At 64.8% G+C, this 21,683-nt stretch carries 14 protein-coding genes, 1 tRNA gene, 2 rRNA genes and 1 pseudogene (1 of these 18 cut by a window edge); 10 read left to right on the top strand and 8 right to left on the bottom strand.

All coding sequences use genetic code 11. The annotated features are described in order from the left end of the window. The first annotated feature begins 18 nt into the window (after positions 1 to 18). The 3 genes from AC07X9_RS19125 to AC07X9_RS19135 are packed head-to-tail and all read left to right on the top strand — an operon-like array spanning position 19 to position 5,431. Positions 19 to 1,374: a TolC family protein gene (locus AC07X9_RS19125; protein WP_086486132.1), complete on the top strand. Its 1,356-nt coding sequence runs from the start codon at positions 19 to 21 to the stop codon at positions 1,372 to 1,374. After that, positions 1,371 to 2,399, top strand: coding sequence for an efflux RND transporter periplasmic adaptor subunit (locus AC07X9_RS19130; RefSeq protein ID WP_086486131.1), 1,029 nt, complete (start codon positions 1,371 to 1,373; stop codon positions 2,397 to 2,399). The genes AC07X9_RS19125 and AC07X9_RS19130 overlap by 4 nt, the downstream gene beginning before the upstream one ends. Then, positions 2,399 to 5,431, top strand: a complete 3,033-nt coding sequence (locus tag AC07X9_RS19135; RefSeq protein ID WP_086486130.1) for an efflux RND transporter permease subunit — start codon at positions 2,399 to 2,401, stop codon at positions 5,429 to 5,431. The genes AC07X9_RS19130 and AC07X9_RS19135 overlap by 1 nt, the downstream gene beginning before the upstream one ends. Before the next feature lie 216 nt (positions 5,432 to 5,647). On the opposite strand, the gene AC07X9_RS19140 is transcribed toward AC07X9_RS19135, so the two are convergent. The 5 genes from AC07X9_RS19140 to AC07X9_RS19160 form a co-directional block, all read right to left on the bottom strand. Then, positions 5,648 to 6,319, bottom strand: a complete 672-nt coding sequence (locus tag AC07X9_RS19140) for an energy transducer TonB (protein WP_176342146.1) — start codon at positions 6,317 to 6,319, stop codon at positions 5,648 to 5,650. 79 nt (positions 6,320 to 6,398) lie between these two features. Beyond that, positions 6,399 to 7,043 (bottom strand): type IV toxin-antitoxin system AbiEi family antitoxin domain-containing protein, encoded by a 645-nt coding sequence (locus AC07X9_RS19145; RefSeq protein ID WP_217884274.1) that lies wholly within the window; start codon positions 7,041 to 7,043, stop codon positions 6,399 to 6,401. After that, the gene (locus tag AC07X9_RS19150) at positions 7,021 to 9,240 is read right to left on the bottom strand and encodes a TonB-dependent receptor (RefSeq protein WP_086486413.1); all 2,220 of its coding nucleotides are present in this window, start codon (positions 9,238 to 9,240) and stop codon (positions 7,021 to 7,023) included. Before AC07X9_RS19150 ends, AC07X9_RS19145 begins: the two co-directional genes overlap by 23 nt. Positions 9,241 to 9,411: 171 nt before the next feature. Further along, the gene (locus tag AC07X9_RS19155) at positions 9,412 to 10,077 is read right to left on the bottom strand and encodes a phosphatase PAP2 family protein (protein ID WP_086486127.1); all 666 of its coding nucleotides are present in this window, start codon (positions 10,075 to 10,077) and stop codon (positions 9,412 to 9,414) included. Then, positions 10,070 to 10,678: a DedA family protein gene (locus tag AC07X9_RS19160; protein ID WP_086486126.1), complete on the bottom strand. Its 609-nt coding sequence runs from the start codon at positions 10,676 to 10,678 to the stop codon at positions 10,070 to 10,072. The genes AC07X9_RS19155 and AC07X9_RS19160 overlap by 8 nt, the downstream gene beginning before the upstream one ends. 143 nt (positions 10,679 to 10,821) lie before the next feature. Between AC07X9_RS19160 and AC07X9_RS19165 the strand changes: the two genes are divergently transcribed. The 7 genes and pseudogenes from AC07X9_RS19165 to AC07X9_RS19195 all read left to right on the top strand — a co-directional run bounded on the left by AC07X9_RS19165 (position 10,822) and on the right by AC07X9_RS19195 (position 19,940). Further along, on the top strand, positions 10,822 to 11,799 hold the full coding sequence (locus AC07X9_RS19165) for an efflux RND transporter periplasmic adaptor subunit (RefSeq protein WP_086486125.1): 978 nt from the start codon (positions 10,822 to 10,824) through the stop codon (positions 11,797 to 11,799). Beyond that, positions 11,799 to 14,996 carry an efflux RND transporter permease subunit gene (locus tag AC07X9_RS19170; RefSeq protein ID WP_086486124.1) on the top strand — a complete coding sequence of 1,066 codons (3,198 nt, stop codon included), beginning with the start codon at positions 11,799 to 11,801 and terminating at the stop codon, positions 14,994 to 14,996. Before AC07X9_RS19165 ends, AC07X9_RS19170 begins: the two co-directional genes overlap by 1 nt. After that, positions 14,993 to 16,378, top strand: a complete 1,386-nt coding sequence (locus tag AC07X9_RS19175; protein ID WP_086486123.1) for an efflux transporter outer membrane subunit — start codon at positions 14,993 to 14,995, stop codon at positions 16,376 to 16,378. Before AC07X9_RS19170 ends, AC07X9_RS19175 begins: the two co-directional genes overlap by 4 nt. A 9-nt stretch (positions 16,379 to 16,387) precedes the next feature. Further along, entirely contained in the window at positions 16,388 to 17,062 is a 675-nt protein-coding gene (locus tag AC07X9_RS19180) for a response regulator transcription factor (RefSeq protein WP_086486122.1), read from the top strand. Beyond that, positions 17,063 to 18,415 (top strand): sensor histidine kinase, encoded by a 1,353-nt coding sequence (locus AC07X9_RS19185; RefSeq protein WP_086486121.1) that lies wholly within the window; start codon positions 17,063 to 17,065, stop codon positions 18,413 to 18,415. Between the two features lie 99 nt (positions 18,416 to 18,514). Then, on the top strand, positions 18,515 to 18,859 hold the full coding sequence (locus AC07X9_RS19190) for an aldehyde dehydrogenase family protein (protein ID WP_254908181.1): 345 nt from the start codon (positions 18,515 to 18,517) through the stop codon (positions 18,857 to 18,859). 9 nt (positions 18,860 to 18,868) lie between these two features. Further along, positions 18,869 to 19,940: pseudogene (locus AC07X9_RS19195) on the top strand (alcohol dehydrogenase catalytic domain-containing protein). Between the two features lie 27 nt (positions 19,941 to 19,967). Here the strand turns inward: AC07X9_RS19195 and AC07X9_RS19200 are convergent. From AC07X9_RS19200 to AC07X9_RS19210, 3 genes are all read right to left on the bottom strand, one after another. Continuing rightward, a tRNA-Met gene (locus AC07X9_RS19200) sits at positions 19,968 to 20,044 on the bottom strand. An 87-nt stretch (positions 20,045 to 20,131) separates the two neighbouring features. Continuing rightward, positions 20,132 to 20,246, bottom strand: a 5S ribosomal RNA gene (gene rrf / locus AC07X9_RS19205). A 157-nt stretch (positions 20,247 to 20,403) separates the two neighbouring features. Further along, a 23S ribosomal RNA gene (locus AC07X9_RS19210) occupies positions 20,404 to 21,683 on the bottom strand; it runs 1,517 nt beyond the window's last position.

Below are 21,683 nucleotides of genomic sequence, written 5' to 3' on the forward strand. Positions count from 1 at the left end.
CCAACACCAAGGATAGTCATGACATTCTTGCGTGCTATACCGAGATCAGGGATCAGTTCGATCGCCCTCGCGGCACTTCTATCGGGCTGCGCGCATTATATGCCCCTGTCCCTCGCCACTGCACCGCCCCTGGCGGAGACGGTGGGCGAACTTTCCGTTGCTCCACCGACAGGTGGACCGTTGTCCATAGAACAAGTGGTCACGCTCGCCCTCGCCAACAATCCCGATCTCAAGGCAGCGCGCCTCAAGCGCGCGGTGGCGGCGGGACAGACGAAACAGTCCGGGATCCTGCCCAATCCCTCGCTCGCCGGCGCGATCCTCCCGCTGATCTCGGGCGCAGGAACGGTGCCGGCGTGGAATATCGGCCTGTCGCAGGACATCAAATCGATCATCACCTACAAGTCCCGCCGCCGCGCGGCGCGCGACAGCGAGCAGCAGGTCGCGGCGGACGTCGTCTGGCAGGAATGGCAAGTCGCCGGAAAGGCGCGCCAGCTTGCGACCGACCTTATCATCGGCGCGCGCAGCCGTCCCTATTATGTCGCTGCCTATGAGTTGCTCACCGAGCGCAACGCCAAGCTCGAACAGGCCCTCGCCGCCCGCAATACGACCCTGACCATCGTGGCGCCGGATCGCGTGGCCTTGCAGACAGCGCGAACCGCGCTCAACAGCTTCGACCAGAACCAGCTCTCGCTGATACACCAGTTGAACGCCCTGCTCGGGCTCCGTCCCGATGTCGTCGTTCCGCTTACCGCCGCGCCCGACCTGCCGCCGTTCGATCCCGCGGCCATCCGGGCCGGCCTGGCGACCCTGCCGGACAGGCGCCCGGACCTTCTGGCATTGCGGCTTGGCTATGCGGCTGCCGACGAATCCGTACGGCAGGCGATCCTCGCGCAATTTCCCGACATGGTCCTGGGCGGCAGCGTCGCGAGCGACAATTCCAAGGTCATCAACGGCGGACCCAATGTCACGCTCGGCCTGCCGATCTTCGACCACAACCAGGGCAATATCGCGGTCGCCAATGCGACGCGCGCGCAGCTTCACGCCGAATATGAGGCGCGGCTCGCTGCCACCAGCGGGGAAGTCGAGGCGATGCTGAGCGAAGCAGAGCAACTGGCCGCGCAACTCGAGATCGCCCGCCGCGACCTTCCCGCGGCCCGCCTCGCCGCCGCGCGCGCGTCCGCCGCCTTCGGCGCCTCCAATCTCGACGAGCGTGGCTATGTCGACCTCGTCTCGAACCGCGTCTCGAAGGAGCAGGAAATCATGACACTCGAACTCGCCCTGCTCGACCGCCAGATCGCCATCCAGACCCTGGTCGGCGCTGGACTGCCAATAGCCGACCTCCCGCCCGAACCCGTCGGCGGAGCGCGGCCATGAAGCGGAGCTTCGCCCTCCCCCTCCTGCTGCTGCCCTTGGCAGGCTGCGGCGGATCCTCCAGCGCCGATCAGACGCCTGAACCGAGCGTTCTGGTCAGCCTAGCCAAGCCAGCGCGGGGCAGCCTGCCGCAAAGCATCGAAGCATTCGGCTCCGCGGCTCCCGGAACCAACGGCGCGCAGACGATCAGCGTCGCCCAGCCTGGGCAGGTCATACGTCTTGCCGTCACTTCCGGCACCGCCGTGCGCGCGGGACAGGTTCTTGGAACCTTCATGGTCGCACCGACCGCGCGCGGCGCCTATCTGCAAGCCGAGGAGGCGCTGGCCGCCGCACAGAAACAGCGCGACAGCACGGCCCAGTTGCTCACCCAGCAATTGGCGACGCGGGATCAGCTGGTGCAGGCCGAAAAGGCGGTCTCCGATGCTCGTGTCGCCCTGGCGGGATTGCGCGCAGAAGGGGCCGACCAGGCCGTTCAAACACTAACCGCGCCCTTCGACGGCGTGGTGACGACCATCACCGTCGCACAAGGCGACAGGACCCAGCCCGGCGCGCCGCTCCTGACGGTCGCACGGGCCGGCGGCATGGTCGTCACCGTCGGTATCGATCCCGCCCAGCGCGCAAGCCTGGCGGCGGGGCAGCGCGCGACCTTGCGCAGGCTATCGGGCGGGCCTCCGCTGACGGGACAGGTCGTGCGCGTCGGCGGCGCACTCAACGCCAGGACCCGCATGGTCGATGTCGACCTCAATTTCCCGGCCGGCGCGCTGATGCCCGGTGAGGGCATGCAGGTGGCGATCGAAACCGCGCAGGTCGCCGGCTGGGTGGTGCCGCACAAGGCAGTGGTGACCGCCGACGGGCCGGCCCACATCTTCCAGGTTGCCGGCGGCAAGGCGAAGGCGGTGCCCATCCACATCCTGCTGGCTTCGGCCGCCGGCGATGTCATCGAGGGCGCCATTGAGCCCGCGAGGCCGATCATCGTCGAGGGCGCCTATCAGGTGAATGACGGCATCGCTGTTCGGCAGGGCCGGTAATGATCGAACGGCTGCTTCGCTCGCAATCACGCGCATTCGTCCTGATAGCCATGGCCATGGCGGTGGCTGGCCTCGTAGCCGCGCTCTCCATGCCGATCGGGCTATTCCCTCAGGTTTCCTTCCCGCGCGTGGTCGTCGACCTGGATTCTGGCAGTCGCCCCGCGAGCCAGACGGCGCTCACCGTCACGCGGCCGGTCGAAGAAGCGATCCGCGCCGTGCCGGGTGTGCAGAATGTTCGTTCCGAAACCAGTCGGGGTTCGGCGCAGATCTCGGTCGATTTCGGCTGGGGCCGCGACATGGTCGCGAGCACGCTCCTGATCGATTCCGCCATCGCGCGCGTCGTGCCGACGCTCCCCGCCGGCACGGCCTATGATGTACGTCGGATGGACCCCACCGTCTTTCCGATCATCTCCTATGCGCTGGTCTCGAACACGGCGGACCCGGTCGCGCTGCAGGATCTCGCCCGCTACCAGATCACGCCTCTGCTTTCATCCATCTCCGGGCTGGCACGCGTCGGCGTCCAGGGCGGCGAAACGGGCGAGGTGCAGGTGCTTGCCGACCCGCATCGGCTCGCCGACCACAATCTCGCGATGTCCGACCTGGTCAACGCCATCCGCGACGGCAATGTGCTGAGCGCGGTCGGACAGGTGCAGGACCGCGGCCGCCTCTCGCTGGTCATTGCCGACCGCAGTGTCATCGCCGCGCGGGATGTTGGCGACATCGTCGTCCAGTCCGATCCCACCGGCGTGGTTCGCGTGCGCGATGTCGCCACCGTGCAGGATGGCCGAATGCCGCAATGGCAACGGATCGTCGAGGATGGCCACCCCGCCGTCCTGCTCAACATCTATGAACAGCCCGACGGCAATGCAGTGCAAATCGCCCAGCAGGTTCAACAGAAGCTTGCCGGATTCAAGCTTCCGCCCGACGTCAAATTGGTCAACTGGTACGACCAGAGCGAGCTCGTCACCCAGTCGGTCGCGAACGTGCGTGATGCGGTTCTCATCGGCCTGGTCCTCGCCGCCCTTGTGCTCTTCTGGTTCCTGCGCAGCTGGCGCGTGACCCTGGTGGCGGTCATCGTGGTCCCGGGGACGCTCGCGGCGACCGTGCTGGTGCTGAGCGCGCTGGGCATGAGCTTCAACATCATGACCTTGGGCGGAATTGCCGCAGCCGTCGGCCTCCTGATCGACGATGTCATCGTCATGGTCGAGCACATCGCCCGCCGGGCCGGCGCCAGAGACGAGAATGGGCAGTCCCGGGGCGCCGCTGCGGTTTTCCCGGCCGCCCACGAGTTCATGACGCCACTGACGGGCTCGAGCCTCGCGACGCTGATCGTCTTCCTGCCCCTCGCCTTCCTCACCGGCATCACCGGCGCCTTCTCCAAGGCACTCTCGCTGACGATGGCGGCCGCGCTCGGCATCTCCTGGGCGATGACCGCATTCGTCGTGCCGGTGCTGGTCCGCTGGCTGGTCGATTTCGACAGCTGGCACGATCCGGGCGAGGCGGGCGAAGGGCGCGTGGCCGCGGCGCACGATCGCGTGCTCGATCGGCTCGCCCGGCAACCCTGGCTCCTCGCAGTGATTGCTGTTCCGCTCCTGGTGATCGGCTACATCGGCTATTCGGCCGTCCCGACCGGCTTCATGCCGAAGGTCGACGAAGGCGGGTTCATCATGGACTATTACACCGTGCCCGGAACCTCGCTCGACGAGACAAGCCGGCAGGTGGGGCAGATCGACGCCATGCTGCGCACCAACCCGGACGTTCTGACCTTCTCGCGGCGTCTCGGAACCGGCCTCGGCGGCGATCTCGGCCAGAGCTACCACGGCGACTATTTCGTCCGGCTGAAACCCGGCCACAGCAAGCCGACTGACGAGATCGCCACCGGCGTCGCCGACAAGGTGGCGCGCAAGGTACCCGGCGTCGAGGTCGAGGTCGCGCAGCTGATGGAGGATCTGATCGGCGACCTGACGGCAGTTCCACAGCCGATCGAGGTCAAGCTGTTCGCCTCGGATCCATCCGTTCTGTATGGGGAAGCAAAGAAGGTTGCGGCGCTGATCTCAAAGATCAACGGGGTCATCGAGGTCAAGGACGGCGTCCGCCTCGCTGGCGATGCCCTCGACGTGCATGTCGATCCGGTTCGGGCGGGCCTTGAGAGCGTGACCCCTGCCGAGGTGGAAACGCAGCTCTCCAATGCGCTCACCGGCGCCACGGCCACCACGCTCGCCCAGGCGACCAAGGCGGTCGATGTCCGTGTACGGCTGCCCAATGCCATGACGATCAGCGAGACCGAGATTGCCCAGCTGCCGATCCGCGCGACGGACGGACATGTCTTCCCTCTCTCGCGGGTGGCCACGATTACGCCGGTTGCCGGCCAGCCCCAGCTCAGCCGCGAGAATCTGGAGCCGATGGTCGCCGTGACCGGCCGCATCCAGGGCCGCGGCATCGGCGCGGCCGTCGGCGACGTCATCGCCGCACTGGATAAGCCCGGAACGCTCGGGGCCGGCGTGCGCTACGAAATGGGCGGGCTCTATCAGCAGCAGCAGATCGCCTTTGCCGGCCTCATCCGCGTGTTCGGCGCGGCGCTTATCGCGGAGTTCATTCTGCTCCTGCTGCTCTATCGGCGCTTCTGGCTGCCGGTGATCATCATCGGCTGCTCGCTGCTCTCGACCACGGCGGTGTTCACCGCGCTCTGGATCGCGGGCGTAGATCTTAACATCACGGCGCTCATGGGCATGACGATGATCATCGGCATCGGCACGGAAATGGCCATCTTCTACGTCTCGGAATTCGAGGAGATGTCCCGGCACATGCCGCCGGTCGAAGCGGCGCGCGAGGCGAGCCGCCATCGGTTGCGCCCAATCACCATGACCACGCTGGCGGCGATCCTGACCTTGCTGCCGCTGGCGCTCGCCATCGGCCAGGGCTCGGGTATTCAACAGCCGCTGGCGATCGCGATCATCGCCGGGCTGCTATTGCAATATCCTCTGGTGTTGATCGCCATGCCGATCCTCGTGCGCCTGACATTGCCGAAATAACAGGCCTTTGCGGACTTGAACCGTGATGACATGAGTATGTCTCTCAGGACGTGTAGCGTGAACCGGGCTCCGAGTGGTGCCATGGCGCAGGATTTTCCTACGCCGGGATGACGATATTATTGGGATTCGAAGGTGCGGCAGGCTGCACTTCCCGAACCTGGGGAAACATTGGACGAGAGACCGGTAGCCGCGAACAGCCGAGCGCGGTGAACAGCTTCAGTCGTTCTCCTTAAGTTCGAAGGGTATGCGGACAAGACCGCGGACCTGGCTTGGCCGCCCGTCGACTATCGTCGGCGACCATCGCCAGCGCCGAACTGCGTTGAGCGCTGCCTTGTCGAGGCGCTCGACGCCGCTGCTTGTCGCGATCGAAATGTCGCGGACCCGCCCACCCTCGTCGACCACGACCATTAGAACCACCGTGCCCATTTCGCGCAGCCGCCGCGATTCCACCGGATAGCGGGGAGGGTCGGCGGAGATGAGCCGTGTGTTGAGGTTGGCCAGCGCGTCGCTAGCGCGAGCGGGAGCCGGTTTCGCGTCCTGAGCGGCTTTGACTGGTGCCGGGGGTGCCGGCTCGGCTTCCGGCGTGGTCTGGATTGGCGGAGCCGGTGCCGGAACCGCCACGATCGGGGGAGATGCCACAATCGGTTGAGGCTTGGGCATCTGCACCTCTTCGAACACCTTCTGTGTAGGAAGGGCGACCGCCTTCGGTGGCGGTTCCTGCAGATCGAGCGGCAGGAGATCGACCACCAGTGGTGATGCCGGAAGCTGGCGCACGGTGCTCACATCGAGATGCTGGAGTGCGTAGAAGCCCGCGACATGGAGAGCCGCGATCAGGCCGAGGGAGATCCAGCGTGGCCTGTGGCTCGGCTGATAGCGACCGGGGGTCACTCCCTCCCCTATCCGAGCTGGTTGTGGGATGGCCGTCTGCGAGGCTTCGCCCTGGTTGTAATCGGCGACTTTCATATGCTCAGCCACGCACCGTCTCGGCCGCAGCACGGTAGTTGCCGGTCCCGACCCGCACGAGCAGGCCGCGCTTGAACATCAGGCTGACGACCTGTCGAGAAATCCCTGAAGCAGCGAGTTCTCGCGACGACGTAACACCATATGTCCGAACGAGGTCGAGCGCACGTTCCTGCACGCTGCCTGGTGCGGGCGGCAGAGGGCGCCTGACGAGCTTGGGTTGCTGGAAGGTCGTCGGAACAGGTGAAATTGCCAGCTCGGCACAGGCGTCGGGCAACCCGGAGAGGCGGCTGATCGTGGCATGGGAAAGGTGGATTCCCTCCGCCTGAAGGCGGCGCGCGCACAGAAGTGTAATCGGCCGAATGGGATCGGCCACGCGGAGAAGGACGTCGGGATTGTCACGCTGGAGCGCGGCGAGACAACCCAGCAGGCATAGCTCCTGCCGGGTTGTGCATGCGCAGTCGATCGCCGCAGCCCGGTAGCCGATCGCCGAGGCCGCGACACAAAGCCGCCGGAAGAGAGTGTGCATGTCGCTGCTCACAGCAGTCGGATCGGCCCCCCGAAGGAGGCCGATCACATGGCGTTCGCGCGCGGCGAGCCTGGCTACCCTGAACACGCGCATGGTGTCGTCAGAAGTGAGCGTTGAGGCCAACCTTGAACGCTCGCGACGATCCCGGCGTGTGATTGGTATTGCTGTGCGCATAGAGAAAATAGCGCTCGTTGAGGAGGTTCTCGACGTTGAGCTGCACATCCAGCTCGGGCGCTACCTTGAAGTAGAGCGCGCCGTCGAGGCGCGTGTAGCTCGGCATCGAGACGAGATTGTCGGTCGCCGAGAAGCGGCGGCCCTGATGGATGATGCCGACCGCGGCGCCGATCGTCTCGGTCGGATCGAACCGCGTCCAGAGCGAGGCGGCGTGCTTGGGCACGTTCGGCACGCGATTGCCGCGCAGCACCGTGCCCGACTGCGAATCAAGGAATTTGGCATCGCTATAGGTGTAGGAGGCGATCACGCTCACCTGATCGGTGATCTCGCCTTGTGCGCTCAGCTCGACGCCCTTGGTGCGCTGGCGGCCGATCGGGACCGTTACCGAGGCAGGATTATTTGGATCCGACAGCGCCAGGACATTGCTGCGATCGAGCTGGAAGACGGCAGCCGAGACATTGAAGGTCGGGACGATGTCCCATTTCGCGCCGATTTCGTAGTTATCGTACTTCTCGGGGTCGAGGGCTTCGTTGGTCAGCGACAGGCCGGCGAGCTGGTCGCCACCGCGCGGCAGGTAGGTGCGCGAGAAGGCGGCGTAGATGGAAGCGTTCTCCACCGGCTTGAAGATCAGGCCGGCACGCGGCGACCAGAGATTGTCGGTCGCCTCAAGATCACGCCGCTGCGTTGCCGGGAAGCCGACGGTGCGGCGGTCGGTCACATCGGTCTTGATGTGCTCGAAGCGGACGCCCACCACCACCTCGAACATCGGTGACAGGGCAATCTGGTCCTGAATATAGCCGGCAGCGATCTTGGTGACGCCCTCATTGTCGCCGCTGGTGCTGGTCTGGCGCCACAGCACATCGGGACGGCGCACGCGCGGCGAGGCGATCGTGGCGAAGATCGACGACACGCCTAGCGGATTGGCGGCGGTCGGGAAGAAGCCTTCGTTGCGGACGTTCTCGGTTTCCTGGCGGCCGAACTCGGCGCCGATCAGCAGCGTATGCTCGATAGCGCCGGTGTTGAACTGGGCGTTGAGGTCGGTCTGGTTGATGAGGTTTTCGCGGCGCGTCAGGTTGTCATAGGCGGCGACGGAGTAGATCGTGCCGGGAGCATAGACCCCCGCCGGCAGACCGGTGGGATTGGTCACTGCAGCGGTATTCACCGCGCCGGCGAAGACGTTGCGGTAGAACTTGTCGTAGTCGGCATAGCGGGTGCGGTTGCGGATCGACACCGTGTCGCTGAAGCGATGCTCGATATACAGGTTGGCAGCATCGGTGTCGGTCCAGGTCGGACTGTTGTCGGGATCGCCGAAGAACGCGCCGCGCCGCGTCTCTAGAGGACGGCCAAGATAAGAGGACACGCCGCGATCGGCGACGCGATCATCCTCGAAATGTTCGTAGCCCGCGGTAATGGTCGTCGCCTCGCCGAGCTTGAACGTGACCGTAGGATTGAAGCCCCAACGGTTGTAGTTGACGCCATCGCGGTAGCTGTCGCTGTCCTGGTAGACGCCCGTCAGCCGCACGGCGACGCTTTCGCCAAGTGGCGCGCCCAGATCGAACTGCGCACGCTTGTGCTCGAAGCTGCCGCCTTCGAGACGGAAGGCGCGGTGCGGGTTCCAATCGGCGACCTTGGTGACGCGATTGACGAGCCCGCCAACGCCGCCGCGGCCGAAGATCATTGCGTTCGGCCCCTTGTACACCTCGAGCTGCTCGATGTTGTAGAGATCGCGATAGGTCTGCACGTCGTCGCGGATGCCATCCACGAAGAAGTCGCCAGTGGTCGAGTTCCCCCGCAGTACCAGCGTCTCGCGATTGCCCTCGCCTTGCGCCGAGAATACGCCGGGAACGTAGCGAATGGCATCGCCGATGTTGTTTGCGGCCTGGTCGGTGATCTGCTTGACCGGCACGACGGTGACGCTCTGCGGCACGTCGATCAACGGTGTATCGGTGCGCATCGCGCCTATGCTGCGCGAGACTTTGTAGGACGTCTCAGCTTCCGGCGTATTGATCGCAGTATCGGTGACGGTGACGCCGCCCAGCTCGGTCGGCTTGTCCTGCGTCTGCGCAGCCGCGGGCATTGCGGCTGCGGCCATCAACATGGTTGACAACGCGCTGAACGAAGTGCGCGCGAAGATACTGCTTCTCATTTCGAAACCCCCTGACATCAAGCTAATGCGAACGATTTGCATTCGCGTCTGGCGGCATGGACAGGCAGGTGCAATCGAAGAGTTCCAACATTGGGATGTTGTATAAACACCCCAATGTTTTCCCAATCTGCGCAGGCTATCAGGACAGGCTCGTCGCAGGGCCGTTCGGCTTCAGATTGCTCTAAGTGATCGGGTTAGCATGGCGCATAGAATCACCCACCCACCACCCAGCGCCCAACCGGCGAGAATGTCAGTGGGCCAGTGAACTCCGAGATAGACCCGCGAAAGGCCGATGCCGCATGCGAGCATTGCGGCGGTGCTCATCAGATAAGCGCGGGCTGGCGGGCTCGGGGTAGCCCGGGCCGCCAGAGCGGCCAGAGAAAGATAGACGACCGCCGAATTGGCCGCGTGGCCGCTGGGAAAGCTCGCGCTGGCAACATCGACCCAATGGGGTACGACGTCGGGGCGAAGCCGGCCGAACCACGGTTTCAGCAGCGATGCGAGGGAGGTTCCGACTGCCGTCTGTACCACAAGCAGGCCGGCAAGGCGCAGTCGGCGCATGATGGCGAGATAGCCGGTGACGAGCACAATGATGATCGCCAGCACCGTGGTGTCACCGAGCGCCGTCAGGTCGAGCATGAAGCTGCGCAGCCCCGACGAACCGCCGAGATGCGAACGCACCCATATCAGTGCGGCGCGATCGAAGGCATTCGTCTCGCCTTCAGCGATTTCGGAACCCAGCTTGAGCACGACGAAGGCAAGAAGCGCGATGGTCGCGAGCGTCGCGGCAATCGCCAACTCGGGACGCCGCCGGGCTTCGGTCGCGGGCCTATTCATTGGGACGATCCCGCTTCCACGTCATAACCCGCCAGATGTACCAGATCGCGATCGCAATGATGATGCCGGTCGAGATCGGCCCGATCACCCCGGCAACCTTATCGTGGTGTTGGCCGAGCAGCGCGCCCGCTCCCGCCAACAAGGACGTCCATGCCGACGTGCCCACGAATGACCATAGGAAGAAGCGGCCGAAAGGCATTGCGAGAAGGCCGGCCGGGATCGACACGATCGATCGGATCGTCGGCAGCAGCCGACCGAGGCAGACGAATCCCGCGCCACCGCGCGCGAACAAGTCTCGCCCCCGCTCGACATCCGACCAGTCAAGCGTGAGCCAGCGGCCGTGCCGATCGATGAAGCTGCGGAGCCGATCCGCGCCCACCCACCGCGCCAATCCATACCAGAGGCTATTGCCGGCCATTGCCCCGGCTGTTCCGGCAGCAATGATCCCCGGGAGTGACAATGTGCCTTTAGCGGCCTCCATGCCCGCGAGCGGCATGATCACTTCGGATGGAATTGGCGGGAAGACCGTCTCGGCAAGCATCAGCAGCGCGATGCCGGCGTAGCCAAGCTGCGCCATGAGCTGTTCGATCCATTGTGCCATTTGTTGCCGGATAGCGACTGAGGCTGGACGGGTGCTGGCACCCGGATTGAAAAATCCCAATGCAGAGGCGTCATCGCCCTACATTGGGAAATCGTATAGATGCCTCAAGTGGCGACCAATCATCGCGGGTTAGGCTCGCGACCATGCGCCAGATCATCCTTATCGCACCGATCCTCCTCGCCGGCTGCGGCAGTGATCCGTCTCAGCCCGCTGCGCCCCCCGCGCATGCCGAGACGATCGCTCACGAGACCGAGCTGCTGAAGCTCACGCTCACGCCGCAGGCCCAGCAAAGGCTCGGGATCGGTCTCGCCCGCGTGGGCGGTGGATCGGCGAGCGCCGTGCGGCAAGTTGCCGGAGAGATCGTGGTGCCGCCGACCAGCGCCAACGGCGTTCCGGTCAATTCAACGACCAATCTGCAGCAGATCGGCAGCCAGCAGGCCGCAGCCGACGCCGAGCTGGCGCGCGCGACCGCCCAGGCCCGGCTCGCACGCATCGCCCTCAATCGTGCCGAAGGCCTGGTGCGCGAGGAAGCGGGCAGCATCCGCGCCCGCGACGAAGCCGCAGCCGCCCTTGCCGCGGCCCAGGCGGCACTTGGTGCCGCCCGCCAGCAGCGCCAGTTGCTCGGCCCATCGGTGGCATCGCTCGGCTCGCAATCGACGCTATGGGTGCGGGCCTCCGTATTCGGGAGTGACGTCGGCAGTGTGCGGCGCGACGGCGCCGCGACGATCCGCCCGCTCGGCAATGGTGGTACGCCGCGCGCCGCGCGGCCCGTGCAGGCACCCCCTTCGGCCAATACCAGTGCGGGCACCGTCGACCTGTATTTCGCGGTCGACAATCGCGACCGCGCCTTCCGGATTGGTCAGCGCGTCTCGGTCGATCTGCCGCTCACCGGCCAGACCGAGGGCCTGTCGGTTCCGTCCGCGGCGCTCCTGCGCGACATCTATGGCGGGGAGTGGGTATACCAGAAGACCGCCGCAAACACCTTCGTGCGCCAGCGCGTCGAGGTTGCGTCCGAACGAGACGGGCGCGCCTTGCTTGCTCGCGGCCTCATCCCCGGCGCCGAAGTCGTCACGACCGGCGCGGCCGAGCTGTTCGGCACCGAGTTCGGGGCGGCGCACTGATGCTCGGCCGCCTCGTTCATTTCGCGCTCGCGCAGCGTGTGCTCATACTGGCGGTTGCCGCCCTCCTCGTCGTGCTCGGCGTGCGCGCCGGTCGCGATGTACCGCTGGACGTCTTCCCCGAGTTTGCTCCGCCGATGGTCGAAATCCAGACCGAAGCGCCGGGCCTCTCGACCGAGGAAGTCGAAAGCCTGGTCACGGTCCCGATCGAGACGGCGGTCAACGGCGTTCCCAACCTGATGACGCTGCGCTCCAAGTCGGTACTCGGCCTCTCATCGGTGCAGATCCTCTTCGAGCGCGGGTCGGATGTGATCCGGGCCCGCCAGATGGTCGGTGAGCGCATCGCCCAGGTGCAGCCGCGCTTGCCTCTCGCGGCCCGTCAGCCGGTACTGATGCCGCCCTTGTCTTCCACGAGCCGCGCCATGAAGGTCGGGCTGTTCTCGGCCAAGCTCGATCAGATGCAGCTTTCCGAGCTGGTGCGCTGGAATATCCGGCCCCGGCTGATGGCGGTGCCCGGCGTCGCCAACGTCGCGGTCTGGGGCCAGCGTGATCGGCAACTCCAGGTCCTCGTCGATCCCGATCGCCTGCGTGCTGCCGGCGTCACGCTCGCCGAGGTGCGTGCAGCGGCAGGTGATGCCGTGCTGGTCGGGGGCGGCGGCTTCGTCGATACGCCGAATCAGCGCCTCGCGGTTCAGCAATCGGGCACGGTCCAGACTTCGGCCGAGCTTGCACAGGCAATCGTCAAGCAAGCGGGCGAAGCCCCGGTGCGGATCGGCGACGTCGCGCGCGTGGTCGATGGCTTCAGCGCGCCGATCGGCAATGCGATCATCGACGACGGTCCGGGCATCATGCTGATCGTCGAAAAGCAGCCGACCGCCAATACACTCGAGCTGACCCGGGCGGTCGAGGCCGCCTTTGCCGAGCTGAAGCCCGGCCTCAAGGACGTGAAGGTCGATACGACGATCTTCCGCCCGGCAACCTTCATCGAACGATCGATCGATAATCTCACCCGCGCCCTGCTGATCGGCTGCGTGCTGGTCGCAGTCGTGCTGTTCCTCTTTACCCGCGACTGGCGACAGGCGACGATCAGCCTGGTCGCCATCCCCCTGTCGCTGCTCGGCGCCGGCCTGACCCTGTTGTGGTCAGGCGCGACGATCAATGTGATGATTATCGCGGGCCTCGTCATCGCGCTCGGCGAGGTGGTCGACGACGCCATTATCGACGTTGAGAACATCGCGCGGAGATTACGGCTCAATCGGGAGTCACCCGATCCCAAACCGGCTTTCGATGTCGTGCTTGCGGCCTCGCTGGAGGTGCGTTCGGCGGTGGTCTTCGCCTCGCTGATCGTGATGCTGGTCTTCCTGCCGATCTTCTTCCTGGGCGGCGTTGCCGGCACCTTCTTCCAGCCCCTTGCCATCGCCTATGTGCTCGCGATCGCGACATCGCTCCTCGTCGCGCTTACCGTCACGCCGGCGATGTGCCTCCTGCTTCTCCCCAATGCGCCGTTGAAGGAGGAGCGCGACACCCGTTTCGTCGCCGCCCTGAAGCGTCGCTACGTTGGCTTCCTGCCCCGCGTCGTCGGGCGCCCGTCGGTCGCGGTCGGCATCGTCGCCGGCGGCCTGCTCCTTGCCGGCGTCGGCTATGCGACGTTCAAGGATCAGTTCCTTCCCGATTTTCGCGAAACCGACTTCCTGATGCACTTCGTTGAGAAGCCTGGGACGTCGATCGAGGCCATGGACCGGATCACCATCCGCGCCTCGAAGGAGCTGCGGGCGATCCCGGGCGTCCGCAACTTCGGTGCGCATATCGGCCGCGCCGAACAGGCTGACGAGGTGGTCGGCCCGAACTTCACCGAACTGTGGGTCAGCCTTGACGAGAAGGCCGATTATGACGCTTCGGTCAAGCGGATCAAGGAAGTGGTCGACGGCTATCCCGGCCTCTTCCGCGACGTGCTCACCTACCTGCGGGAGCGCATCAAGGAGGTGCTGACGGGCGCGGGCGCAACCATCGTCGTGCGCATCTATGGTCCCGATCAGGAGGAGCTGCGCGCAGCGGGCGCGCGGGTGCGTGGCGCGATCACCAACATCCAGGGCGTTTCCGACCTGAAGCTGGAGAGCCAGGTGCTCGTGCCGCAAATCCGTATTCGACCGCGCGTTGCCGAACTGGCGCGACTTGGCCTCACGAGCGGTGAGGTTCGCCGTCAGGCCCAGGTGTTGGTGGCGCAGCAGAAGGTCGGCGAGATCTATCGCGACCAGAAGGCGTTCGACGTGGCCGTCTGGGGCGAACCTGCCGTGCGGGGCAACGTCCATGCCCTGCGCGACCTGATGATCCAGGCCCCTACCGCTGGTAGCGTCGCGTCGGGCGCAGGGAGCGCCCTGCCCGTCTCTGGCGGTGCGGCAGGAGCCAGCGGGTCGGGTGGCGGCGGCGCAGCCGCGGGAGCGCCGGTGCGGCTTGGCGATATCGCCGACATCGAGATCGTCCCCGCCCCCAACGAGGTGAAGCGCGAGAACGGACAGCGCCGCCTCGACGTGACGATGAACGTCGCTGGCGCGGACCTGGGAACGGTCGCGCAGGCCGTTGATGCTGCGGTCGCCAAGGTGCCGTTCGCCACCGGGTATCACCCGCAGGTGCTGGGCGAATATGCGGCGCTCAAGGAATCGCGCCAGCGACTCTGGACCACTGGCGCCTTGTGTCTGATCGGCATTCTGCTGCTCGTATGGATGGAGTTCCGATCGCGCCGCATCACCGCCCTGGTCGGCGTCAGCCTGCCCTTTGCCCTGGTCGGCGGTGTCGTGGCGGTTGCGCTCACGGGCGGGGTCCTGTCGCTCGGGTCGCTGGTCGGCTTCGTCACGGTCATCGGCATCGCCGCACGCAACGGCATCATGCTCCTGTCCCACTATCAGCATCTCGAACGCCATGAAGGCATGACCTTCGGCCGCGAGCTGGTGCTGCGCGGCGCCGAGGAACGCCTGGTGCCGATCCTGATGACCGCAGCGTGCGCGGGCCTCGCGCTCGTGCCGCTGATCGTCGCGGGCAATGCCCCCGGCCACGAGATCGAGCATCCGATGGCGATCGTGATCCTGGGCGGCCTCATCTCGTCGACCGCGCTCAACCTGCTGCTGCTCCCCGCGCTCTATGCCCGCTATGGCGAGGAGCGCCCCGCGCCGCCCGCCGCCGATCGTCAGGAGGTGCTGGCATGACTGTCCTGTCGCGTATCGCGCCACTTGGCGTCGTCCTTCTCGCGTCGGCATGCATGAGCGTGCCCAAGCCGCCTGCCACGGTTGCTCCGCCAAGTGCGACCGGCGCATTCGCTTCGCTTCCCGTCGCCTCGATCGAACCGGTGCCCGACGACTGGTGGCGGCTCTATGAAGACCCCGCGCTTGACGAGCTGGTCGGCGCCGCGCTTACCGCCAACGCGGAGCTGCGCGTCGCCTATGCCAATCTCGACGGGGCGCGGGCGGCGCTGCGTCAGGCACGGGCCGCACGGTTGCCGCAAACGACGATTGAAAGCGCGCTAGGGGTGGACAACCCCGCCTCGCAGCCGAGCGCATCGGGGAATGTTCCCACCACCGATTACGACATAGCGGCGACGGCGAGCTGGGATATTGACCTGTTCGGTCGCCTGCGGTCCGGCTCGGCCGCCGCCCGCGCCGATGCCGAGGCGCAGGCGGCGATCGTCGACGGGCTGCGTGTTGCTGTGGTGGCCGACACGGTCCTCGCCTATGTCGACCTGTGCGGCGCGACGCGGGCGATCGCAGCGGCCCGCGAGGTGGCAGCGGCGCAGGATCGTTCGGTAGAACTGATGCGCGAACAGTTTCGAGCCGGCGAGGTATCGCCGCTCGAAGTCTCGCAGGTTGCGACGACCGCGGCCGCAACCCGCGCGGCGATCGCGCCGTTCGAGGCGCAGCGCGCCAATGCGCTCTACCGCCTTGCCACGCTGCAGGGCCGTCCCCCGGCCGAAGCGCGCAGCTACAGCTTTACCTGCACCGCCGCACCCCGCCTGCGCACCGCCGCCCCTGTCGGTGATGGAACCGCCCTGCTCTTGCGCCGCCCCGACGTGCGCGAGGCCGAGCGGCGCTTGGCTGCCGCCGCCGCCCGCGTCGGTGTAGCGCGTGCCGATCTCTATCCGCGCGTCAATCTCGGCGGCGCTCTCGGTCTGCTCTCAGGCGGGTTCAAGGCGGTCGCCTCGCCGCTTGTTACCTGGGCCTTCCCCAATCAGGCCCCCGCTCGCGCCCGCCTGGAGCAGGCCCGGGCCACCGAGCGTGCGGCGCTCGCAGGATGGGACGTCGCTGTGCTACGGTCCTTGCGCGAGGTGGAGACCGCGCTGGCCGCCTATGACGCGGAGAAGCGCCGCAACCGCGACCTGGGATTGGCGACGAGCGAGGCACAAGCCTATGTCCGCCGGGCCGGCGCGCGGGTCCGGCTCGGCGATGCGCCGGGTCTGCTTCAGGTCGATGCGCAGCGGTCTCTCGCCTCCGCGACGCTCCAGCAGATCCAGTCGGATTTGCTGGTGTCGCAAAGCGAAGTGGCGCTGTTTCGAGCGCTGGGCGGTGGCTGGCGAACCGACGCTGCCCTGAGATGAAGGTGCGAGATGCGGATATTGATCGTAGAGGATGACACCGAAACCAGCGCCTTTGTCGCGCAGGGGCTGACCCAGGCGGGGCATCAGGTCGTCGTGACCGCCGACGGGCGCGACGGCCTGTTCAAGGCCATGGGGGGCGAGTTCGAAGCGCTCGTGGTCGACCGGATGCTGCCGAGCCTGGACGGACTTGCGCTATTGAAGGCGCTGCGCGCCGCCGGCGACACCACCCCGGTTCTCATGCTCACTGCCGTCGGCGGCATCGCCGATCGCGTCGAGGGGCTGGAAAGCGGCGCCGATGACTATCTGGTCAAACCCTTTGCGTTCTCCGAACTAGTGGCTCGGCTCAATGCGCTGGCGCGACGGCCAGCGCAGCGCAGCGAGCCACATCAGCTCAAGATCGCCGAAATCGTGCTTGATCTCGACCGCCGCATCGTCGAGCGTTCCGGCCAGCGCATCCATCTTCAGCCGCGCGAGTTCGCATTGCTCGCCGAACTGATGCGCAATCCGCACCGCGTCATGACCCGCACCATGCTTTTGGAACGCGTGTGGGATTTCGACTTCGATCCCAAGACCAATATCGTCGAGACCCATTTGAGCCGGCTGCGCTCCAAGCTCAATGCCGGGTTCGATGAGGATGCCATCGAGACGGTGCGCGGCGCCGGCTACATGATCCGGGGCGAATAGATGCTGCGCCGCCTCTGGCGATCGACCTTCGGTGTCGTCGCCCTGGTCGCGATCGTCTTCGCCGCCGCCACCGTGGCGATCGGCGCCATCGCCTATTACGTCACCCATGAAGCGCTCGAGAAGCAGTTGGATCACCGCGTTGCCGTGGAGAGCCGAGCCTTGCTGCACGAGGCACAGGAAGGCGGCCTAGCCAGCATCGCGCAGTCGATCCGGCTTCGCGAGGCCACGCGTAACAGCTCCAGCCTCGACTATCTTCTGGTCGACACCGCCGGACGGCCGATTGCAGCGACCGTCACGCCCCTGATTGCGCTTCATGAGGGCTATGAAGAGTTCTTCCACTTCCGGCGCGGAACCTACACCAGCGTCGGACAGTCGCTAACGACAACCCTTCATGGTGGCCGTCTCGTCGTCATAGCCGACCGCCGCGACCTGTATGAGATCGACAATACTCTCGCGTCTCTGTTCGCCGCCGCCCTTGGTGCAATGCTCGCCTTGGGGGTCGGCGCAGCCGCGCTCATCGGTTGGCTCACCCGGCGCCGCCTGTCGCGCGTTGACACGACCGCGAAGGCGATCATCGCCGGTGACCTCGCGCAGCGCGTGCCGCGCGACGGATCGCACAGCGAGTTCGATCGGCTCGCCGAAACATTGAACCAGATGCTCGACCGGATCGGCGCCCTGATGGATAATCTGCGCCAGGTCTCGAGCGACGTCGCGCATGATTTGCGCACGCCCCTGACCCGGCTGTGTAACCAGCTCGAGCGCGCTGCCGCAGGTGAGGACGAAGCCGAACGGTCGGCGGCGATCCATGCCGCGCGCGACCAGGCCAACGAGCTGCTGGAGATCTTCGCTGCCCTCCTGCGGATTGCCGAAGTGGAGGGACTTGCCGAGCGCCGTGCTCTCACCGCAATCGATCTCTCCGCGCTGCTCGAGGAAATGGGCGACACCTATGGCCCCGACTTCGAGGCTGGTGATCGGAGTTTGATGACGGCCATACCGGCGGGGTTGCGTGTGCGCGGCGACCGGCGTCTTCTCGCGCAGGCTGTCTCCAACCTGCTGGAAAACGCACTCAGACACACCCCCGCCGGCACGACCGCGAAGCTATCTGCCCTCGCGTCGCAGAACGCCATCGATATCGCGCTCGAGGATGACGGGCCCGGCGTAGCTGCGGCGGATGCGACTCGTCTCTTTCAGCGCTTCGCACGGGCGGAGGCATCGCGAACCACAGCGGGACATGGCCTTGGTCTCGCGTTAGTCAAGGCGATCGCCATCGGTCATGGCGGTGAGGCCCTCCTGTCGCGCAACGACGACGGATTTGGGGTCATTATTCGTCTTCCATATTCACTTGAACGCTAATCCCAGCAACGGGCGCCCGAGCTGCCATTTAGTGAGAGAGGCTGGCCCCACGCCGGTAGGGCCGAACGCGCCAAACCAGGGGGCTTCGTCCAGACGACCATCCTCACCGATGTCGGCGAGGACAATCCGGCGCACTACTGGGAGTTCTTCGGACCCGTATCTATGCTTTTCCGCGCGAGAGACGAAGCGGATGCGATTCGCATCGCCAATGATTCGCCAATCGGGCTGGGCGGGTCGGTGTTCACCAGCGACACGAAGCACGGCGCCGAGGTGGCGCGGAAGGTCTCGATCGGCATTGTCTTCGTCAACCATCCGACCATGGTGAAGGCCGACCTGCCCGTAGGCCGGCGCTCGGGGTGCGGGCGCGAACAGCTCGACCTGAGGCTCAAGGAGTTCGCCAATTACAAGCTGATCGATGTAGTCGATATCGACGCGGCGTTCTGATACGGCATCATGCAGAAGACTATGAGGGCAACCGTCGTCCGCGAATTCGGCAAGCCTATCTTCATCGACGAAGTGAAGGTCCCGGGGTCGGCCCCGGCTCGATCCTGGTGAAGATCGCCGCGAGCGGCGTGTGCCACACCGATCTCCACGCCGCCGAGGGCGACTGGCCGGTCTACCCAATTCGCTTTTCGTCCCCGGGCATGAGGGCGTGGGCCGTGTCGTCGCGGTCGATGCCGGCGTGACCCATGTGAAGGAAGGCAACCAAGTCGGCGTCGCCTGGCTCACACCGCGTGCGGGCATTGCCTGCATTGCTGGGCGGTTGGGAGACTTTGTGTGAGTTGCCGCAGAACACGGCTATTCGGTGAACGGCAGCTTCGCCGAATATGTCATGAGCCGCCTGGCCGGGGAGTTCGATGAGCACGCTGGCTGATCCCAACTATGTCAGCCACCTGTTGGACGATCTCGGCTTCATGGAGCTGGATCTAGCCCGCGAGTTGGGCGTTTCGCTCACCGTCAACGCTGCACGCCGATCCGGCCTTCATCAAGAAGGAGCTCCGGGGGTCCGGTGCGTCCTCGTCATCGCCGTCTCGCCCAAGGTATTCCAGCAGGCGTGGGGATGGCGCGGCCGGCGGCACTGTGTCTCTGAACGGCCCGCCACCAGGGGATTTCCCGCTGTCGATCTTCTACATCGCGTTGATCCGTGTAACAGTGCGGGGATCGACCGTGGGGCCCCGGCTCAACCTGCAAGAAGCGCTGGATTTCGCCGCGCAGGGGCAAGGTCCATGCGACGGCGAAGACCGACAGTCTCGACAACCTCAACGACGTGTCCGCCAGAATGCATCCCGGCGACATCGAAGGCCTAACCGTGCTGGGCTTCGAAGACAATTCATCGCACCAGCATCGATGCTCGGCCAAAACCCAAGCATCTCCCTCACTCATGTGTAAGCACCGGCGGCTCAGATCCAAATTACGAGTGAGTTATACTCACGTTGGTTGCGGGGACCCGATGCCCCGTCAGTATAACAATCTTCGGAATTATGCTGACGGTGGTTGCGGGGGCTGGCTTCCCCTGTTGGTATAACTTTGTATCCCGGTGTTATACCAACGTTGGTTGCGGGAGTAGGATTTGAACCTACGACCTTCAGGTTATGAGCCTGACGAGCTACCGGGCTGCTCCATCCCGCGTCACCAAAGGACAAAGGGCGGACCTTTTGGGTCCGCCCTTTGATGAACTGTGAATGGGTTTTTGTCCTGATATGCGCGTGCTTCAATGCCTGGCGACGCCCTACTCTTCCAGTGCTTGAGCAATAGTACCATCGGCGCAGACTGGTTTCACGGCCGAGTTCGGGATGGGATCGGGTGGGTCACAGACGCTATGGTCACCAAGCAATGAAGCAGGCGCATATAAGGGGTTTCAATCGATACCGTGCACGTTTGTTTGTAAGATGTGTATCTGGCTGGCTTGATAACCGACCATGTCTGTCAGGCATCTGTTGTCCAGAGCTGTCATTGATGGTGGGACTCTGCGGTTCGTTATGAACCGTTTAAGCGCGAATAGGACAATTAGTATCGGTTAGCTTCATACGTTACCGCACTTCCACATCCGATCTATCAACGTGGTGGTCTTCCACGGTCCTGTGAAATCTTATCTTGAGGGAGGCTTCCCGCTTAGATGCTTTCAGCGGTTATCCCGTCCATACATAGCTACCCTGCTGCGCCACTGGCGTGACGACAGGTACACCAGAGGTATGTTCAACCCGGTCCTCTCGTACTAGGGTCAACTCCTCTCAAATTTCGACGCCCACGGCAGATAGGGACCAAACTGTCTCGCGACGTTCTGAACCCAGCTCACGTACCACTTTAATTGGCGAACAGCCAAACCCTTGGGACCTGCTCCAGCCCCAGGATGTGATGAGCCGACATCGAGGTGCCAAACGATTCCGTCGATATGAGCTCTTGGGAATCATCAGCCTGTTATCCCCGGCGTACCTTTTATCCGTTGAGCGATGGCCCTTCCACGAGGGACCACCGGATCACTATGACCGACTTTCGTCTCTGCTCGACTTGTCAGTCTCGCAGTCAGGCGGGCTTATGCCATTGCACTCTAACAGACGGTTTCCAACCGTCCTGAGCCCACCATCGCGCGCCTCCGTTACTCTTTAGGAGGCGACCGCCCCAGTCAAACTACCCACCACAGAGGGTCCCTGCACCGGATAACGGTGCGAGGTTAGACATCAGAAAACAGCAGGGTGGTATTTCACCTATGGCTCCACTCAGGCTGGCGCCCAAGTTTCAAAGCCTCCCACCTATGCTACACAGCTCTTTCCTAATGCCACTCTGAAGTTGCAGTAAAGGTGCACGGGGTCTTTCCGTCTAACCGCGGGTACTCCGCATCTTCACGGAGAATTCAATTTCGCTGAGCATATCCTGGAGACAGTGGGGAAGTCGTTACGCCATTCGTGCAGGTCGGAACTTACCCGACAAGGAATTTCGCTACCTTAGGACCGTTATAGTTACGGCCGCCGTTTACCTGGGCTTCAATTCAGAGCTTGCACTCCTCCTCTTAACCTTCAGGCACCGGGCAGGCGTCAGGCCCTATACGTCGTCTTGAAGCCGACTTAGCAGAGCCCTGTGTTTTTGCTAAACAGTCGCTACCCCCTGGCCTGTGCCCCCCACAAGTGCTTGCGCATATGTGGGGCCTCCTTCTTCCGAAGGTACGGAGGCAATTTGCCGAGTTCCTTCAGGATACTTCTCTCAAACGCCTTGGTATACTCTACCATTCCACCTGTGTCGGTTTAGGGTACGGTCTATACGGAGGGGCTAT

This window comes from Sphingobium sp. GW456-12-10-14-TSB1 (genome assembly GCF_059424385.1).

Excerpts from the sequence above, each read along its gene's own strand:
- AC07X9_RS19135 (WP_086486130.1), top strand. The coding sequence starts at position 2,399 with ATGATCGAACGGCTGCTTCGCTCGCAATCACGCGCATTCGTCCTGATA.
- AC07X9_RS19125 (WP_086486132.1), top strand. The coding sequence starts at position 19 with ATGACATTCTTGCGTGCTATACCGAGATCAGGGATCAGTTCGATCGCC.
- AC07X9_RS19185 (WP_086486121.1), top strand. The coding sequence starts at position 17,063 with ATGCTGCGCCGCCTCTGGCGATCGACCTTCGGTGTCGTCGCCCTGGTC.
- AC07X9_RS19175 (WP_086486123.1), top strand. The coding sequence starts at position 14,993 with ATGACTGTCCTGTCGCGTATCGCGCCACTTGGCGTCGTCCTTCTCGCG.
- AC07X9_RS19170 (WP_086486124.1), top strand. The coding sequence starts at position 11,799 with ATGCTCGGCCGCCTCGTTCATTTCGCGCTCGCGCAGCGTGTGCTCATA.
- AC07X9_RS19150 (WP_086486413.1), bottom strand. The coding sequence starts at position 9,240 with ATGAGAAGCAGTATCTTCGCGCGCACTTCGTTCAGCGCGTTGTCAACC.
- AC07X9_RS19165 (WP_086486125.1), top strand. The coding sequence starts at position 10,822 with ATGCGCCAGATCATCCTTATCGCACCGATCCTCCTCGCCGGCTGCGGC.
- AC07X9_RS19160 (WP_086486126.1), bottom strand. The coding sequence starts at position 10,678 with ATGGCACAATGGATCGAACAGCTCATGGCGCAGCTTGGCTACGCCGGC.
- AC07X9_RS19130 (WP_086486131.1), top strand. The coding sequence starts at position 1,371 with ATGAAGCGGAGCTTCGCCCTCCCCCTCCTGCTGCTGCCCTTGGCAGGC.
- AC07X9_RS19155 (WP_086486127.1), bottom strand. The coding sequence starts at position 10,077 with ATGAATAGGCCCGCGACCGAAGCCCGGCGGCGTCCCGAGTTGGCGATT.
- AC07X9_RS19180 (WP_086486122.1), top strand. The coding sequence starts at position 16,388 with ATGCGGATATTGATCGTAGAGGATGACACCGAAACCAGCGCCTTTGTC.